The organism is Candidatus Methanocrinis alkalitolerans (genome assembly GCF_029167205.1).
Taxonomy (GTDB): Archaea; Halobacteriota; Methanosarcinia; order Methanotrichales; family Methanotrichaceae; genus Methanocrinis; species Methanocrinis alkalitolerans.
Window position 1 is genome coordinate 26,055 of sequence record NZ_JARFPL010000002.1, and the last position, 16,849, is coordinate 42,903.

20 protein-coding genes and 1 tRNA gene are annotated in these 16,849 nt (G+C 55.6%); 10 read left to right on the forward strand and 11 right to left on the reverse strand.

Annotated elements, in window-relative coordinates:
* The first annotated feature begins 6 nt into the window (after positions 1–6).
* The gene (locus P0O24_RS00840; RefSeq protein WP_316967846.1) at positions 7–297 is read left to right on the forward strand and encodes a hypothetical protein; all 291 of its coding nucleotides are present in this window, start codon (positions 7–9) and stop codon (positions 295–297) included.
* Positions 298–746: 449 nt separating this feature from the next.
* Here the strand turns inward: P0O24_RS00840 and P0O24_RS00845 are convergent, their stop codons facing one another.
* The 5 genes from P0O24_RS00845 to pscS all read right to left on the reverse strand — a co-directional run bounded on the left by P0O24_RS00845 (position 747) and on the right by pscS (position 4,868).
* Complete coding sequence (locus tag P0O24_RS00845) at positions 747–1,160, reverse strand: hypothetical protein (protein ID WP_316967847.1); 414 nt, start codon at positions 1,158–1,160, stop codon at positions 747–749.
* A 296-nt stretch (positions 1,161–1,456) separates the two neighbouring features.
* The gene (locus tag P0O24_RS00850; protein WP_316967848.1) at positions 1,457–2,371 is read right to left on the reverse strand and encodes a UbiA family prenyltransferase; all 915 of its coding nucleotides are present in this window, start codon (positions 2,369–2,371) and stop codon (positions 1,457–1,459) included.
* Between the two features lie 276 nt (positions 2,372–2,647).
* Positions 2,648–3,451 carry a helix-turn-helix transcriptional regulator gene (locus tag P0O24_RS00855; protein ID WP_316967849.1) on the reverse strand — a complete coding sequence of 268 codons (804 nt, stop codon included), beginning with the start codon at positions 3,449–3,451 and terminating at the stop codon, positions 2,648–2,650.
* Between the two features lie 162 nt (positions 3,452–3,613).
* A tRNA-Gly gene (locus tag P0O24_RS00860) sits at positions 3,614–3,685 on the reverse strand.
* Between the two features lie 34 nt (positions 3,686–3,719).
* On the reverse strand, positions 3,720–4,868 hold the full coding sequence (gene pscS, locus P0O24_RS00865; RefSeq protein WP_316967850.1) for an O-phospho-L-seryl-tRNA:Cys-tRNA synthase: 1,149 nt from the start codon (positions 4,866–4,868) through the stop codon (positions 3,720–3,722).
* Between the two features lie 100 nt (positions 4,869–4,968).
* On the opposite strand from pscS, the gene P0O24_RS00870 reads away from it, so the two are divergent.
* Positions 4,969–5,907, forward strand: coding sequence for a glycerophosphodiester phosphodiesterase family protein (locus P0O24_RS00870; RefSeq protein ID WP_316967851.1), 939 nt, complete (start codon positions 4,969–4,971; stop codon positions 5,905–5,907).
* A gap of 111 nt (positions 5,908–6,018) precedes the next feature.
* Positions 6,019–6,573 carry a hypothetical protein gene (locus tag P0O24_RS00875; RefSeq protein WP_316967852.1) on the forward strand — a complete coding sequence of 185 codons (555 nt, stop codon included), beginning with the start codon at positions 6,019–6,021 and terminating at the stop codon, positions 6,571–6,573.
* A 42-nt stretch (positions 6,574–6,615) separates the two neighbouring features.
* Here the strand turns inward: P0O24_RS00875 and P0O24_RS00880 are convergent, their stop codons facing one another.
* The 3 genes from P0O24_RS00880 to P0O24_RS00890 all read right to left on the reverse strand — a co-directional run bounded on the left by P0O24_RS00880 (position 6,616) and on the right by P0O24_RS00890 (position 8,201).
* Positions 6,616–7,404 (reverse strand): sugar phosphate isomerase/epimerase family protein, encoded by a 789-nt coding sequence (locus P0O24_RS00880; protein ID WP_316967853.1) that lies wholly within the window; start codon positions 7,402–7,404, stop codon positions 6,616–6,618.
* A gap of 27 nt (positions 7,405–7,431) precedes the next feature.
* Complete coding sequence (locus tag P0O24_RS00885; protein WP_316967854.1) at positions 7,432–7,710, reverse strand: hypothetical protein; 279 nt, start codon at positions 7,708–7,710, stop codon at positions 7,432–7,434.
* 137 nt (positions 7,711–7,847) lie between these two features.
* Positions 7,848–8,201, reverse strand: coding sequence for a nascent polypeptide-associated complex protein (locus P0O24_RS00890; RefSeq protein ID WP_316967855.1), 354 nt, complete (start codon positions 8,199–8,201; stop codon positions 7,848–7,850).
* Between the two features lie 289 nt (positions 8,202–8,490).
* On the opposite strand from P0O24_RS00890, the gene P0O24_RS00895 reads away from it, so the two are divergent.
* The 3 genes from P0O24_RS00895 to P0O24_RS00905 all read left to right on the forward strand — a co-directional run bounded on the left by P0O24_RS00895 (position 8,491) and on the right by P0O24_RS00905 (position 10,440).
* Positions 8,491–9,117, forward strand: a complete 627-nt coding sequence (locus P0O24_RS00895) for an acetate uptake transporter (protein ID WP_316967856.1) — start codon at positions 8,491–8,493, stop codon at positions 9,115–9,117.
* Positions 9,118–9,127: 10 nt separating this feature from the next.
* Positions 9,128–9,436, forward strand: coding sequence for a DUF4405 domain-containing protein (locus P0O24_RS00900; protein ID WP_316967857.1), 309 nt, complete (start codon positions 9,128–9,130; stop codon positions 9,434–9,436).
* A 107-nt stretch (positions 9,437–9,543) separates the two neighbouring features.
* Positions 9,544–10,440, forward strand: a complete 897-nt coding sequence (locus P0O24_RS00905) for a hypothetical protein (protein ID WP_316967858.1) — start codon at positions 9,544–9,546, stop codon at positions 10,438–10,440.
* 67 nt (positions 10,441–10,507) lie between these two features.
* On the opposite strand, the gene P0O24_RS00910 is transcribed toward P0O24_RS00905, so the two are convergent.
* On the reverse strand, positions 10,508–11,083 hold the full coding sequence (locus P0O24_RS00910; protein WP_316967859.1) for a gamma carbonic anhydrase family protein: 576 nt from the start codon (positions 11,081–11,083) through the stop codon (positions 10,508–10,510).
* Between the two features lie 420 nt (positions 11,084–11,503).
* On the opposite strand from P0O24_RS00910, the gene P0O24_RS00915 reads away from it, so the two are divergent.
* The 4 genes from P0O24_RS00915 to P0O24_RS00930 all read left to right on the forward strand — a co-directional run bounded on the left by P0O24_RS00915 (position 11,504) and on the right by P0O24_RS00930 (position 15,169).
* Complete coding sequence (locus P0O24_RS00915) at positions 11,504–12,772, forward strand: L-lactate MFS transporter (RefSeq protein WP_394356642.1); 1,269 nt, start codon at positions 11,504–11,506, stop codon at positions 12,770–12,772.
* Between the two features lie 208 nt (positions 12,773–12,980).
* Positions 12,981–13,853, forward strand: a complete 873-nt coding sequence (locus P0O24_RS00920; RefSeq protein ID WP_316967860.1) for a hypothetical protein — start codon at positions 12,981–12,983, stop codon at positions 13,851–13,853.
* A 15-nt stretch (positions 13,854–13,868) separates the two neighbouring features.
* Positions 13,869–14,564 (forward strand): YkgJ family cysteine cluster protein, encoded by a 696-nt coding sequence (locus P0O24_RS00925; protein ID WP_316967861.1) that lies wholly within the window; start codon positions 13,869–13,871, stop codon positions 14,562–14,564.
* A 35-nt stretch (positions 14,565–14,599) separates the two neighbouring features.
* Positions 14,600–15,169: a manganese efflux pump MntP gene (locus P0O24_RS00930; RefSeq protein WP_316967862.1), complete on the forward strand. Its 570-nt coding sequence runs from the start codon at positions 14,600–14,602 to the stop codon at positions 15,167–15,169.
* A gap of 18 nt (positions 15,170–15,187) precedes the next feature.
* Here P0O24_RS00930 and P0O24_RS00935 read toward each other — a convergent pair whose 3' ends face one another.
* Together P0O24_RS00935 and radA are read right to left on the reverse strand one after the other, a co-directional pair.
* Positions 15,188–15,868, reverse strand: a complete 681-nt coding sequence (locus P0O24_RS00935; protein ID WP_316967863.1) for a phosphoglycolate phosphatase — start codon at positions 15,866–15,868, stop codon at positions 15,188–15,190.
* Positions 15,865–16,845 (reverse strand): DNA repair and recombination protein RadA, encoded by a 981-nt coding sequence (gene radA, locus P0O24_RS00940; RefSeq protein ID WP_316967864.1) that lies wholly within the window; start codon positions 16,843–16,845, stop codon positions 15,865–15,867. The genes P0O24_RS00935 and radA overlap by 4 nt, the downstream gene beginning before the upstream one ends.
* Positions 16,846–16,849: the final 4 nt, after the last annotated feature.

Here is a 16,849-nt window from a genome sequence, read left to right on the forward strand (position 1 = left end):
AATTCTTTGAGGCGGTTTTATGAGGGGCACAGCGAGATCGAGATCTCCGGAGAGCTGGAGGATCGAGCGGCCAACAAGACCGTCAGCCGCCCCAGGATCAAGCTTTACCTCTTCATGGAATCAGACCTGAAACCGCCCTTTGAAAAGCAGGAGTTCGTAAAGCTGGCCTACGCCAGCCTCTCGATAAAAGAGATTGAGCGAAAGGCTGGAAGCCGCCTCCTACGCCATCTGCGAGTAAAAGAGCGTATTCAAATGCCAGGAGGCTGCCGAGAGGGACGGGCCCATCAAACGCTTTGAGGAGACCATCTCCGACCGGGACGTATCAGAGAGGACGGTTACCACCCACATCTCCAAGTATGGGCTTGCAGGATACCATGGATGCCGACAACGAGACCGCGAGAAGCTTAATCAAAATGCATGCGGCCACAGCTTTCTGGTATTCAGAAGTCTTCGAGTCTTAGTTGGCCAGATTCCCTGAAATGCATGAATTCTATTGCTATTGATTTCCTCTTGAGAGTCACTAATGTATTATCGATCTAATGAGCCAAAAAACGCGCGAGGGTTCACTTCATCCCCGACCTAAAGGTCGGAGTATTCGTGACCCTCCACGCTCCCGAATTGATAAACAAAGAAGCTGTCCGCAGAGTACAGCTCCCCCGAGCCGAATAATGCCCAGTTTTGTTATTCGTTTTCTAGATCGTAGCGCTTTCGTCCCTTAGGCTGCAGATTTCGATCTTTATGCCCATTTATACTCTCTCTGCCTGGTAGGGGCCTGAAAGCTCCATCGAATCGCTGTCTCTATAGTAGAATTCGCCCTTAATCGTATCATCGTCAATCAGCCGCCCGTCCGTGAAGGATATAGTCACCAGGGGGTCACCTCCCCCTACGCTTCTCGTGGCCAGGTAGTACGCCTTAATCTTGCCGCTTTCGATCGTTCCGAAGATTATCCCGCCATACTCCTCCCCCGAGGGACTAACCTCTACAGAGAAAGATCCGATAATATTGTTTCCAACTTGCTGTATGTTGGCTGTCATTAACTCCTCCACAGGGCCGAAACTGTAGGAGGACTCCCAGGTTCCTGTAACGTCGCTCAGGCCGACACACGGATAGATTAAGGTCGCCAATGCGAATATTATAACTGACCATTTGACCATTCTCATTCTGATCACATCCGAACCGTTTCCATCTTACTCGCCTTTCAGTAATATTAATATTTTCCTCGAATGTCTTGAAGAAAAAATTTTGTATAAAACTATATCATAATATTTTTAATTCCCCTGAGTTTGATACGAGTACAAAACTATAACAGACAAGAACCGCCGTGTTCACACATTTTGTAACAATATTATTTATTTTATTAAAATTATATATTATGCGCGGCATTCTTCAAACTGTGGCCCAGGGCTGCGATGAGACCTAACGACTAAAAATGGGTCTGCTTATGGATAAATCAAGTCTACATTAATCTAAAAATATTAATAATTATTATATACAGCGCGCTTGCTAGAACCCATTCACCGTCCACGAAATAATCCAGCTGCAAAGGGTTCCTCCTTTCTCTAAAGTGAATCGTGTAAACGTATCCGTACAAGACCATAAATGCAATAAGCAGTTTAATCCCATCTGGAACAAAGGGGATTAGCAGCAGAAGAGTGCTGTTAATGCCCAGAAGTATGATCAAGGTTCTTCTAACGCCAAGAATCACAGGCATCGTTTTAATCCCCATCTCTTGATCGCCTTTTACATCTCTTATATCGAAAAGCACCGTGTTTATGAAATACTTTACTGAAACAAAATAAAATATGAATAATATATTACTATTTAACATATCGATCGTGCCAACTGCAGGAAGTAGAACGACCACCAGTGCCCAAGATAAAGCTACAACGAAGTTCTTCATCACTGGGATATCTTTAAGCCTCGGGATGCACGGTATTAATTTGGAGCCGTATATGGCGTTCGTGACTAGAGGGATAAACACCACTGGGATGGCTGAGGGTTTTGCCAAGACCGTTAAAACTATTGCGAGCAAATAAGCACCCAGAGCGCTGAAAAGGACGATATTTTTCCTGCGAGATATGAATCTTGTTCTTTCGGGCATATTGATTTCGTCTTCTTTCACATCCGTGAACTTGTTCAGGCTATAGACGCTGAATACCACTAGAAATACAACGAAGCATATCTCTAAATTAGGCGTCAATCCTAGAAGAATGTGGGTTATATATGTCACGAAGAACCCAGTTATACCTATCCAAATCGAGCTTATGCTAAGCAACGTTAGTATGCTATTTAGCATCGCAAAAAAGCGGGTTACCAAATCAGCAAAATTTTTATAAGTTTGCTTTTTCTGGCTTACCACATTTCCAGCCATAATGGTTTATGAGCAATTTTACCGGATTTGAACATTTCTCTTCGTTATTGACAACATTATGAATAGCAAGCTATATTTCGATAATCAGGCAATATTGCCGGGCAATAAAAAGCGGCTATGCTGTAATTGTAGAACAAGGATCGCTTCGTCTTGCGAGTATATATAATTTTGGAATCCGTGTTTCGGATTTGAAATACATGTTACAATAAATATATTTCTTTAGTTTTTATCGAATGCCCCGCAGATCTGCTGCGGGGTGCACCGCCGCCAGTTTGACTATAGCGGCTTAGACATTTTATTGTAATATTCGAAAAGCTCATTCCCCCATGAAACTGCCGAATCTCCAATGCAGATCAAATCGCTCCCCAGATCATAATTACCATCAAGTCGAAATAGGCCTAAAGAAAGAAACGAATCTGTTACTGTAAACCCGATGGTTGTCTCTCTATCTAAAGACCTTATGACTACGTTATCATATCCTTTGACTTCACGGAAAGCGGGGGCATAATCTTTAATTAGTGCCTTGATGACCTTCGGTGTTAATATCAGATTGATACGTGCTCCCGTTTTGGCGACCTCTATAATTGTATCAGGATACGCTGGAATAACATATGGTGAGACACCCTTGATCATCTTTGATCTTTTCAATCCTGATACGAAATGTTCTGTCGTCTTTAGAATTGATGTGGGATCTGACTCGATCATCTCTGATTTAGAGAGCATTCCGATATCCTTTAACAAATGTGATGGTATTCCTGCAATGTCGTGAGTTAGCCAAAACTTCTTATGTTGCTCCTGCACCAAGGCGAAGTCAATCGCATCCATAAGACGATATCCCTGCATTTTACCTAGATTTGTTAAAGAATAGCTATTTTGTGTACTCTTTTCCACCAAATCGGACGCCATCATATCTTTTATAGAGTGGAGAATCGTGGTGACCCTCGCTCCCAGCTTTTTCTCAAGTTCACTTGCTGACATTTCGCCTTCCAACAGGCTGAGAATAACCTGAGTTCGTACCTTAGAGCGGGTAAAACCTTTGAGATACTCCTCGGTCAGATCATATCTATTTAGCAAATCCACGTTATAGCCCCCTCTATGAGACTACTTTGATCCCAGTAACCATTTTTGTACAATCGATCTCATAGCTTATAAAAATTACCGATAGATTGGTCCATCAAAAAAAGATGCTAAATTACAGCGAGGCACCCCGCAACAGAGATGGTGGTATTTGATAAACATGAGTGCGGCTGCCGGGAATCGAACCCGGGCTACGAGCTTGGGAAGCTCATGTCCTAACCCCTGGACCACAGCCGCTCGGGATGGCCTTGGAGGCCATATCTCATAAAGCTTATGCTTTGGGGTGGGATGAGATGATCTCCTCGAAGGCCGAGATGACCGCCTTCAGATCCTCCCGGGGCAGTTGGTAGCAGCTCAGCTTGAACTGCCTCGTCAGCCCCGGCTTTATCCCGAAGATATCCCTCTTCTTCAGCTCTCGATAGAGGAAATATCGCCCCTTCTTCGCGGTCTTAGATATCTCGTAGAGGACCTGGGACTTAAAGAACATGAGATCGTGGCCGTGGGGCCGGTCCCCCATAAGGTCCATGCCGAGCTTCTCCATTTCCCCTGCAAACCATCGGGCCTTCTCCACCTCTTCGTCCCAGAGCTTTGTCCTCGCGACGACGGCGGGAAAGCTCGCCATCATCGTCATGATTCCGGCGCCCCGGAGGGTGCAGCCGAGCATCTCCAGCTCCTTATTGGGGACGAGCTTCGACCTTCTGAATATCCTCGATCCCAGCTCCTCGGTGGCGCCGATGACCCCTATGGGCCCCGACGAAGCCATCGACTTGTGGCCGCTTCCTATGATCACGTCCGCGCCGAGGCTCTTCGCGCCGACGGGCATCCTCCCCACCGAATAGGCGCCGTTGACGACCAGAGGGACGGCCTCATCGTGACAGATCTCCGAGACCGCCTTCGGCTCCACCAGGTTGCCGTAGTTTCCGTCCGGATATGTGAGGACGGCCATCCCCACCCTCTCGCCTCGCCCCATCACCCTCTCCATCGCCTCCTGGTAACCCTGGGGGTCTACCCTATAATGGGGCCCTTCGCCGGCGGGAACCAGCTCCACCTTCAGCCCCGCAAGCTCCGCGGCGAGGTGAGTGGTATAGTGAGCGTTGCCGTCGGCCACCACCGTCTCCCCCGCGCCGCAGAGGGCGTGCATAGCGGCGAAGATCCCCTCCCTCGCCCCGTGGGTTATCCTGACCTGGTCGGCCTCGAGAAACTCAGGGAGGACCTGGTGGACGAACTCTTTTATCGGCGGGTTCTCGATCCCCTCCAGAGATCCGGTGCAGAAGTCGCAGACGGAGTAGCCGTCGGCCCACTCCATCATCGCCTCTCTCGCCTCCGGGGTGAGAACCCCCCCCCGCTGGAGAGGGTCAATGTTTATCGCCCCCGTGGTGCTCCTCTTCAGGCATCTGAACTTATCGAGGTTGTCGAGCATCTCTGCTGAGTTTGCAGCCGCCTACGGTATAACCCTTACCCTGGTTCGGATCGACTCGCCCTTGGAGAAAAGGTGATATATCTTCTCAAGAGACCTGGTCATGATGTCAACGGTCATCGGCCACCGAGGCGCCAGATCGGTCGCCCCGGAGAACACCCTGGGATCGATCCGCGCCGCCGAAAGGTGTGGCGCCGATTTCGTGGAGGTGGACGTCCGCCTCTCAAAGGACGGCATTCTGGTGGTGATCCACGACGACACCGCCGACCGTACCACCGATGGGACGGGGAGGGTGGAGGAGATGACCCTGGAGGAGATCAGGCTCCTGGACGCCGGGTCAGGCGAGAGGATCCCCACCCTCGCCCAGGCGGCTGACCTCGCCGAAGAGCTGGACCTGGGGATCGTCGTCGAGATGAAGGAGGAGGGGCTCGAAGATCTGGTGGTCAGGGAGGTTGAAGGAAGAAGGGCGATCGTCACATCCTTCTTCCACGAATCGGTCCGCGAGATCAAGGAGCTGGGAGATATAAGGACCGGGATCATCATATCATCCCTTCCCATAAGCCCCATCGATCTCGCCCTCGAGGCGAAGGCAGAGGCCATATTCCCGAGGTTGACGAACCCCAACCTCTTCAAGAAGGCTCACCGGGTGGGGATCGAGGTATATCCCTGGACCGTAAACGATCCGGATCAGGTCCGCTGGCTCAGGAGGCTTGGGGCCGACGGCATCGTCACCGACGATCCCTGCGCGATCCGAAAGGCCGCCGACGAGCCGGTCACCAACGTGGAGGCCGGAGAGTGCCAGTACTACCCCTGCCATCACTTCGAAGAGCAGGACTGCACCCACTGCTTCTGCCCCCTCTACCCCTGCAGAGACCCCGAGCTCGGCAAGTTCATCAAGACTAAGAGGGGAAAGAGGCTCTGGTCCTGCGTCGACTGCGCCCTCGTCCACAGGCCGATGGTCGCCCGATACCTCAGCGAGCACCCCGAAGCGACAGCCGAAGAGCTGAAGAGGGTGGACAGGGGCGGAGACGACGCATCATGAAAAACGCCCGATTCTGCCCATATTGAAGAGCCAGCCAAAATCCGCCCCCAATGGAGGATCGGCATTCTAGACGGAAAGATTTATGCATGTACGGTGTATAAGGCCGGTATTATGAGAAGAATTCTGGTAATCATGGTTGCAGCTCTAGCCCTATTGCAGGCGTGGTCTGTAATAGGGCAGGAGGCTACAGACCCTAGCCGCCTCGGTTCAGGGCAGGAGACTCAAGACTACCTAGCCCTCGGTTCTGATATGGACGCCCCGGCGGGCCTCCTGGACTTTTTGAACGACACCGTCAACGATACCGCCAACGACACAGTCAATGATACGGTGAACGATACGGTCGACGCACCCCTGATCGACGCTAACCTCTCGACGACGAGCAGCCAGGGCGCTTTCCTCGACCTGCCCATAAACGAGAGCCTCATTGACACCAACCTTTCGACGACAAGCAGCCAGGGTGCTTTCCTCGACCTGCCCGTAAACGAGAGCCTCATCGACACCAACGACCCAGGTACCCTCACTCAGAGGTCATTCCTCCTGGATCAGACGATGGTGGCTCCCGAGCCTTTCTTCAAGAAGGGTCAGATGATGGGCAGCGGATCTGAGGACTCATCCGCAGACCAGCCACCGTCCTTCTACAGTAAGGGCCGCATGATGGGAACCTAGATCTGGTCGAGGGGAAGATTTAGATGGGGATGATCGGTCGGGTCACCCCCAAACCGACTCCAGGTGGCGTCGCTCTCTTATCAAAACCCCGACCTTGCCGTCCTTTGACAAGGTCGAGGGGAATTTCTTATCGTCCAGCTCCAGGGTCAGGGGGCCGCCGTATCCGAGATCTCTGAGGGTGGTCAGGACCTCATCGACGGACCCGTCCTTTGCGGGAAGGTGTCGGACCCCGTTTATGGTGGAGCTGACGTGGACGTTCACGATCCGGCCTCCTAAGGTCTCCAGAAAGGAGATGGCCCTAGAGATGGGGGGGACGGCATGGGATATGTCCAGGGTCATCCCCAGGAGGGGATACTCGTCGAGGAACCGGCCCATCTCCTCGGGTTCTGCGCAGATATTCCATGGGACTGGTTCGAGATTCTCCAGAGCCAGATCTACGCCCTTCTCCTCTCCTCGATCGATGGAGGCTTCAAGATAGCGGCGGAGCTTCTCGCGCTCCGCCCCTCTTGGAGGCCGCCTCGCCGTCCTCCTCCCAGGATGGATCGTCACGACCCTCGCGCCCAGAACCTCAGCCAGATCGATGGCCCGGAGGGACTCCTCGAGAGCGGCCCTGCAGACTAGGTCGTTGTAGGAGGAGGGGTTCAGGTCCATTACGGGGGCGTGAAGGGTCGTCTTCAGCCCCCTGAAGGCCCGACGGACCTCCTCCGCCCCCTCCTCCAGCCTCCCCCCCTCCCAATACCAGGGGGTTTCGACCCAGAACTCCACCCCTTCGAGGCCAGCTCCGGCGATCACCTCCGCCATCCCCTTGGGGTCGAGATCCCAGAGGAACATGGAGGATACCGATACCGTCGCCGTGGTTCACCCCTCCAGCTCTTCTATCATCCTCTCGATCCTCCCCAGCCGCTCCACCTGGACCTCCATCCTCCGGAGGAGGACCGGGGGAGCCTCCACGGCGGCGGTGCACTGGTCGGTCCAGCCATCCACCTCCCTCATGACGCTCTCAACGATCTCCTCAAACTCCGCCTTCAGTTTGCCCTCATCCCGGAGCCGGTCCAAACCGTCCCTGATTCCGCCCTGTATCTGGGCTAAGTTCAAAAGCAGCAGGTTCAGTTCCGCCTCTCTTCGAGCCCGGTCCAAATTTCCACCTCCACTCTTCCCATCCCGTCTCCAACTTTCTGATCGCTGGATCGAAGGTGCTCCATCTCACCTTCTCCGGAGAAGGGCCATCAGACCCCGGCCCGGTGAAGGTGGCCCGCGAGTTTCGAGGGACCTCTTCAGACCGAGCTGAGCTTCACTATCGCCTCTGCCAGGTCCCCTGAGGACTCTTCGAGGGCCGCCCTCGCCTCGTCGGAGCTGCATCCGGTCTGGGCGACGACCAGCTCCACGTCGGCGTCGGGTATCGACACCTGGCGATCCCTCTCCTGGGGGGTGCCCACCACCTGGTACGACCGATTGCCCTGGGCGTCCATCACCGTGACGGATGCGTCCAGAAAGAAGATCTCCCGGTCTTTAGTCCTGATCGTCACCTCTTCGACCCCCTCGATCTCCTCTATGTTGATCCCCATCTGCTTCATCATCTGCTTCATCTTCTTGGGGCTTACCCCCTTGCCACCGATCCCTGGAAACATGCTCCATCCATGGTGATCCATCCGTTGTAAATCTATCTCCTCGCCCCTCTGATCCGTCCAAACTCAGGGCCGACGGATCCGACAAGAGGCTGGTGGAACTGTCTCGTCGAATTGGGCAAAAAAGTAAAGGATCTTTATCTGTAGTCGTGAAAAATTTAGGATTAAGCGATAAAATTATAATGTTTAATGATAAAGATTTTCCTAAAAAAGGAAAAGGCTATATCCGATGCGGTAGCGACAGTCGGCGTCGAATCATTCGGCCTTCGAGCAAATGGAGGAGGGAATTTATATGGCCACAGAAAAGGGTGGAGAAAGGGCCAAGGACATAATGCGCCTTGGACCCGTAGACTTGAAGGACGCCACTTCAAACCCGGCGCCCCTCGGTCTGATGGGCTTCGGGATGACTACAGTTCTCCTGAACATGCACAACGCTGGCTGGTTCGCTCTGGGGTCTATGATCCTGGCCATGGGGATATTCTACGGCGGGATCGCCCAGATCATCGCAGGGATAATGGAGTGGAAGAAGGGCAACACCTTCGGGACGACGGCCTTCACATCTTATGGGCTCTTCTGGTTGACGCTGGTATTCCTGCTGTTGATGCCCCAATTTGGATGGTGGGAAGGACCCGAGAATAACGCCATGATCGCCTACTTCTTCATGTGGGGGCTATTCACCCTCTACATGTTCATAGGAACCCTGAGGCTGAACAGGGCTCTGCAGGTGGTATTCTTCACGCTGACGATCCTATTCTTCCTTCTGGCCATCAGAGACTACACTGGCAGCGCCACCATCGCCATGATCACCGGATACGAAGGGATCTTCTGCGGCTTTACCGCCATATACGCCGCATGCGCCCAGGTGCTCAACGAGGTCTACGGCAGAACCGTCCTGCCCCTGGGGCCGGTGAAGCGATAGTGATCCTGAGATGAATCGGACGGCATTGAACCTGCTCGTCGACCTCATCTCCTTCATCGCTTTTTTGGCGTCGACGGCTTCGGGTCTGGTCCTGTTGTGGGCTCTGTCCGCTGCAGGTGGAGGGTTTCGCGGCGGCGGGGCGACGTTGGCAGGGGAGCTGTTCCTCGGGATATCCCGACCCGAATGGATCGCACTCCACCGAATAGCGAGCCTGATCCTCGCGGCCCTGATCCTCCTCCATATAGCCCTTCACTGGCACTGGATCCGAAATCGGTGGAGGCGAATCTCAGATAAGACATCAGTTCTGGCAGAGCCCTGAGGGGGATCCTCAAATTGGTTGTCCCCTCGGGGGGGGGGCGTCTCCCCTGGATCAGCACCAAAGAACCTTATATTCTGACGTACGTTATCATCCCTGGTGTATCGGTCATGATGCAGTCGGGAGATAGGATTAAAGGCGGGGATATGCCCTCCGACCTGATAGAGAAGGTGGACGGCCTGTTGGATCAGTTCATGGGGATCGTGGACCACCTGGTGGAAGAGCGGAAGATCCAGAGGGGGGTCGTCAGGAGCACGAACCCCAGCAGCATCGTGGCGGTCTTGGACAAGGCCACCCTCTACATCCTGGCCCAGCACCATGCTGGCTCTCTATCCACCATGTACACATACCACCCAGATAAGCAGATCTCCGAGCAGAAGGCCCTCAGCAGCGCCCGGTGGGAGTTCGGGTACGAAGACCCCTATATGATAGTTTTTCCCGCCGTGATCCTGGAGGAGAGCGACCGGGCCCGGCGAGATATCCTCCGGGTGATCGCCCTCGCTCACGTCGAGGCGGAGGTGGAGAGGGCGATCAACCTCATGAGCCTGATGCAGATCAGGCCCCTCTTCGGCCACGCCTCTTACATCGTGGACGATCGGACCGCCTCTGTCCTCCTCCCCCTCACCGACGAGGGGGACGACCTCTACGATGAGGGCGTAAAGCCAGCGCTGGAGGGCGCCGGCCTCATACCCCGGCGGGCCCTCGATTTCGGCGAGGACGAGGACGAGCTCAAGGCGATCTGGAGGGATATATGCAGGTCCAGGATGGTGGTGGCAGACCTGACGGACTCCGACCCCTCGGTGATGTACGAACTGGGGATCGCCCACGCCGTCGGAAAGGAGGCACTGATATTATGCCAGCGGGGCCGATGTCCCCCCTTCCCAAAAAAGCTGATACATGCCAACCTCCTGGAGTACGACCCGGGGGAGGAGGGGCTTAAGAAGTTGAAGACGGAGATGGTAGAGGTCCTACGTCGGATGACAAACCCGGTGATGGGCTCGGATTGAGGATGGAAAAAGATCGGGGCGGGAGACGCTCCCGCCCTGATATCGACACCTACATCTTAGGAGACCGTCAAATCAGAGGGGTCTTGCAGCCCTTATCCATCAGGAGATAAACCTCCGCGAACTCTGTATTCACCTTTACCACTTCGTCGTTGAACCCTTTGAGGCTCTCCGGGACGGGGCCGAGTTTGTCTGCCTTCTCCTGAGAGTCGACGACCGATCCTGGAGGTACGAAGCTTCCGTCCGGGAGCGTCACCCCCACCACCAGGGCGAGGTGGCCGACGAAGCACTTATTCCCCAGGGTTGAGGCGTGAACGACGGCGTTGAAGCCTACGAAGCTTCCGTCTCCGACCACCAGGGGGCCGTGGACGACGGCACCGTGGGCGATGGATACCCTCCGCCCCAGCTTTATGCTCGTCCCCTCAAGGCCGTGGAAGACGGCGCCGTCCTGGACGTTGGACTCGTCGCCGATGATGATCGGCGTCGCCTCGTCGGCCCGGACGGAAGCGCCGGGTCCTATGTATACCCGCTCTCCGATCCTGACGTCTCCGATGACGGTGGCGGCAGGGTCGACGTAGGCTGTTTTGGCGACGGTGGCCATCGATTCAGCATCGTTCCAGCTGGTTATTGGGTTCGCTCTTATCATCCAAACTCACCGTCCTCTAAGAGAGACCTTCTAAGATAAAAGCCATTATGATCATTGACCATGTTGGTCGTCTCGATGGAGGGCGATAAAAAGAAAAGGAATGTTAAAGAAATAATATAGATTTTTTATCATTTAACTTTCTCACCCGGAATTAAAGGTGTTTATAGGTCTATAAACGCGGCTTCATCAGCCGTTTTGACCTCTTTCAAGGGATCGATATTTGGTATGCATAATGTATAATCGGAATATTTGGCGGTAATTTTAAATAGGTTCGGAGCACGTAAAAGCTAGTCCATTAAATCTTTGGGACGGTATCCTCGGGAGGGAGAATAGATATCGATCAGACTTTTCAAGGCGGCGTATAGTCTCTTAAAACCGCATGAAAATATTAGCTATATCTGAGTTTTGGGTGTGGAACCTATGAGTGATGATGTGAAGATATATGGGATGGAACCCGAAAAGGGTAGATGGATGCTCGTATTTTTGGGCATGGTTATCAACCTATGCCTCGGCAGCATCTACTCTTGGAGCGTCTTCGTAGGGCCTCTGACAGAGTTCTTCTCTGGAATGGGACAGACGGTCACCGCTAGCCAGATCCTGACACCGTTCTCGTTATTCCTTGCATTTTTTGCGTTGGCAATGCCGCTGACCGGGAAGTACATAGAAGTATACGGCCCCAGAAAGATTACGCTCGTCGGCGGCGTTCTCTGCGGCCTGGGATGGTTCCTCGCCTCCATGGCCACCTCTGTGACCTGGCTCTACGTTGCCTATGGGGTCATCGGCGGCCTTGGGGTCGGCATAGCCTACGGATGCCCTGTGGCAGTCGCAGCGAGATGGTTCCCTGACAGGCGCGGCCTCGCCGTGGGTCTTACCCTCCTGGGGTTCGGCTTCTCGGCCCTCTTGACTGCGAACATTGCAGGGTATCTGATCGGCACCACCGGCGTCATGAACACCTTCAGGGTATTCGGGATCGCCTTCGTCATAATAATCGCCGTCCTTTCGATGCCCCTCGTCTTCCCGCCATCCGGATGGAAACCCAGCGGCTGGACTCCGCCAGCTCCAAAGCCCGGAGCTCATGTAACTTGCGAATGTAACCGTGAGGAGATGCTCAAGTCGAAGGGGTTCTATGGGCTCTGGATCTGCTACTTCATAGGCTGTCTTGCGGGCCTCATGGCCATATCCATATCCAAGCCCGTAGGAACTGAGGTGGTCCAGATCGAGGCTGGCCTTGCCACCTTCCTTGTGGGCTTCTTCGCCATCTTCAACGGCGGCGGAAGGCCGGTATTCGGCAGCCTCACCGACAAGCTCACCCCCAGAAATGCTGCGGTTCTATCTTTCGTGTTGATAGCCATCGCGTCGGTGATGATGATGATGGCAGCGGCACCTGGGAGCACAGGGACCTACGTCTACATCATCAGCTTCGCCCTCCTCTGGGGCTGCCTCGGCGGCTGGCTCGCCATAGCCCCCACCGCTACGGCGAGCTTCTTCGGGACGTGCGACTATCCCCGCTGCTACGGCGTCGTCTTCCTCGCCTACGGTGCCGGTGCCATCGTGGGCCCCAGGCTCGCAGGATACGTCCACGACACCACAGGCAGCTACACCGGCGTATTCTATCCTGTCTTGATACTCGCAGTGATAGGCATCGTCGTAGCCTTCCTCCTGATGAAGCCCCCCGTGGCAAAGGAGTGACCTATTCGATCAAAGGAACCGGAGTTGGGCCAGGGGGAAAGGCGGCGCTCGGCGCCGCCCGCCCCCGGACCTCTCGAAGAGGTTGCCATCCGGTTTCGGCGATCTCGTTTTTTTCCCGGTTTTTCTCAGAATTGCCTCGGCGGTCCGGCTCGCCCCTTTCCTCGCCATCTCCAAACATCTTAAATAAACCTCCTCCATGGTATATCCCATGTTCAAGCTCGGAGAATACGACGAGGACGAGGCTTCAAAGATCGCCGACCGGCTCAAAGAGGCTGGCGTAAAGGTCGATCTGAAACCGTCGATCTCTGCGATCATGGAGAGCGCCATCTACATGGAAGGGAGGGCGAGCCAGCTGAGGGAGCGGATCGATGATTTCACCGTTTACGATCGGTTCATTGGGGCCATCAAGGCCGGCCTCGCTGAGGGGGTCGAGGCCGAGAAGTTCGCAGATCGGTACCTTTCCATCCTGGATCCGTCCTGGAAGGGGAAGATGGCCGAGATGGCCCAGTTCATGGAGGAAGGATCTATCGCCACGGAAGACCCGTCCGGCTCCCCTGAGGAGATGATGGATAGGGCGACCAGCCTTTTGGAGAAGCTCGAGGCGCTCCAATTTCTTGATGCGGCCCTGGAGCTGAACGATATCGGCCTTGAGGGCGCCGATGGAGAGCTGGGAGAAGACCCGCTCCTCAGGATAATCGTCGATCCCGAAAGTTGCGACCTCGAAGACGAGCTGGTAAGCTCCATTTTGGCCGTCCGTCTCGAGAAGATCGTGGAGGTCAAGCTCTACGAACTGACGACCCCTCTTGCCAAGAACGTCGACGACGACTTCGCGATCGAGTACCCCGAGGAGTACTACAAGATCTGCTCTGTGGGGATGACCTTCGAGAGGCTCCTCGATCCGCCGCAAGGAGCCAGTAAGGTCGACGCCGATGAATTTCGAGAACTCCTCCTCTTCGAAGAGGATATGGAGGACTTCACCATGATGGTGGACGGGACGGCGGTGGCCGAGGATATCGCCCGGACGCTTAAGAAGGAGGGGGTCATCAAGATAAAGGGCGATAAGATCGCCTGGAAGAAGTGAGGATCTCAAAGAAAGGTGGCGATCACCATCTCCAAAAAGCCCTCCCCCAAAACCCCGAGAAGATCATCCCCAGAAGAGGAACTGGCAGAGGCGAAGAGGCTCTGCCACCTCCGGTGTGCAAGAGAGTGCGTCGAGATGAAGCGGGAGGGGCTTCACAGAAAGCTCCTGGAACGCAGGCCCCACTGGTCGGTCCTCGGCCGAGATGAGCAGCATCAGACGATCGACCGGGGCGAGACCGAGCCCTTCGAGATCGCCATACCCCTCCCCGCCAAGGATAGAAGAGACCCGGAGGGGACATCCTGGGGAGCGGACCTCTTCTGGGAGAGGTTTCGGTGCACCGGCTGCGGGAGGTGCTGTTATACCCCAGGGGCGGGGCTCTACCTCGAAAAAGAAGATTTGGACAGGATATGCAGCCACCTCGAATGGTCGATGGAGAGGCTCAAGGCCCTTTGCAGGTATGACGAGGGCCTGAAGGCCTGGGCCCTCAAACAGCCCTGCCCCTTCTACGATCCCAAGGAAGGGTGCACCATATATCCCGCACGGCCCAAGACCTGCACCCGCTACCCCCTCCACCCCCCCCTTCGGGAGATGCCTTACCACCTGGCCGTCGACGCCTTCTGCCCCGCGGCGAGGGAGTTTGCAAAGGAGACCCTGGGGTGGTGGATCGTCTGCGAGACGAACTGGGTCCGTATTCTGAGGGATATGGATTAGGGAAGAAAATTCTAATATTGAGCAAGGCAGGCCCCATGTCACCCATCGATTTTCTTATCCTGGGAGCCGTAATCGGTTCCAACAACCTCGCAGTGGCTCTGGCCCTGGGGGCACTGGGGCAGGCGCATCGCCGCTTCCGGGTGATGCTCGTCTTCGGCCTCTTCGAATTTTTCGTGCCTCTCCTCGGCATATGGCTGGGCTCGACCATCGCGGAGATGATCGGCCTTCACACGAACCTGGTGGGCGCGTTGCTCCTGGTGGGTTTGGGTCTGCCGACGGCGATCGGCGGCCTCCATCATCAAAGCGAGGACGAGGAGCTTTCCAAGGATGAAAAGTTGGCGCGACGGGTGACTCAATGGCAGGGGCTGGTGTTGCTGGCTGCGGGACTGAGCACAGACAATCTTTTGGTGGGTTTCAGCCTCGGCCTGGGCCGGGCCCATCCGCTGGCGGTGGCAGGAACCATCGCATCCTTCTCGGTGCTATTCACCTGGGTGGGGATGCAGCTCGGTCGAGAGTATCGGCGCAACTGGGAGCGGGCGGCCAAGGTCATCGCTGGAGGACTGCTGGTGGGGCTGGGGGTGGCATGTGGGCTGGGCTGGCTCTGAATTGAGACGATCGAGGGGTCAGAAGATCTCTCTATCGACCATCTGATCCACGATCTCGCAGAACCCCGGACCGAACTCCAACTCTGAGACGTAGTCAGACTCCGCCTTAAGCTCCGGGACCCCATTTCCGACGGACGCCCGAAACCCCACGACCCTGAACATGGGAAGGTCGCTCTTGCTGTCGCCGACGGCGGCCACCTCCTCCCGCAAGATGCCCCGCCGGTACATCACCTCAGATAAGGCCCGTCCCTTGTCCACCTTCCGATCTTTTATGTGGACAGCAAAACCGCTGTCTACGAGGTCGGCGGGGATGCCCCAGCCATCCAGGAGGGTTTCTGCCTCTTCAACGTCGAATCCGGAGTCGACGACGAGATCGGTGATCCTATACCGGGAGTCCTTCTTCTTTAAGGGGTAGACCTCTTTGAGCCGAAGGTACGCCTCCTGACAGATGGCAGGATCGGATAAGAGCTCCATCTCCCCCTCCCCCCAGGAGACGACGCCTCCGTTCTCGGCGATGAAGGTCTTGGAGGTCCCCAGGAGGACCGCCGCCGCCCGGGTGAAACAGTGGACGTTTCCCGTCACCAGGATAACCTCGGCGAGGGAGTTGAGCCTTCTGACCGCCACCACCGCCTCCGGGGATAGGAGCCTTTCATCGTCGGTGATCGTCCCGTCGATATCGATGGCCACGACCCGGATCAATCGAGCAACCCCGCAGTGGTCACCGAGAAGACCGCTTCGCCGTCGGGGAGGTTCGGCGAGTCCACCAGCCTTGCAATCCTCTTATCGCCCTTGGACTTTCGCAGATATATCCTGAAGGTGGCGGTGTGGCCGACGATGTGCCCTCCCACCGGCTTTGTGGGGTCGCCGAAGAAGGCGTCGGGCTTCGCCATCACCTGGTTTGTCACCAGGACTACGGCGTTGTTCAGGTCTGCAAAGCGCATCAGGGTATGGAGGTGCTTGTTGAGCTTCTGCTGCCGATCGGCGAGAGTTCCCCTCCCGACGTACTCGGCCCGAAAGTGGGCGGTGAGGGAGTCGACGATGAGGAGCCTCACCGGCTTTCCAGACTTTTTGAGCTTCTCGGCGAGGTCGAGGGCGCTCTCGGCGAGGAGGATCTGATGGTTGGAGTTGTAGGCCCTCGCGACGTGGATGTTCTTCAGAAACTCCTCGGGGTCCCATGGACGATCCGGATCGGGGGACGGGGAGAGCCCCTCCACCATCTGGATGATCCTCTCGGGCCTGAAGGTGTTCTCGGTATCGATTATTATGACGGAGCCGTCGAGACCCCCCAATTCTCCTGACAATTGGACGTTCACCGCCACCTGGTGGGCCACCTGAGTCTTCCCGGATCCGAACTCGCCGTAGAGCTCCACGATCGACTGGGTCTCAAACCCACCCCCCATAAGGGCGTTGAAGGTCTCGCTGCCCGTCGTCACCTTCCCGACGAGCTTTCTCCTCTCCATCACCATGTCGCCGGTCTCAAACCCCCCGATATCCGCCGCCTCCCTGGCGGAGGCGATGATCTTTGCGGCCGTCGACTCTCCGACGTCGGCACATGCTGCTAGCTGCGCCGGAGACGCCACCGCCAGCGCCTCGACGCTGGCAAACCCCGCCTCCCTCAGCTTCTCCGCCGTGGCAGGGCCCACCCCGGAGAGATCTTCAAGTAATATCTCAGCCATACTT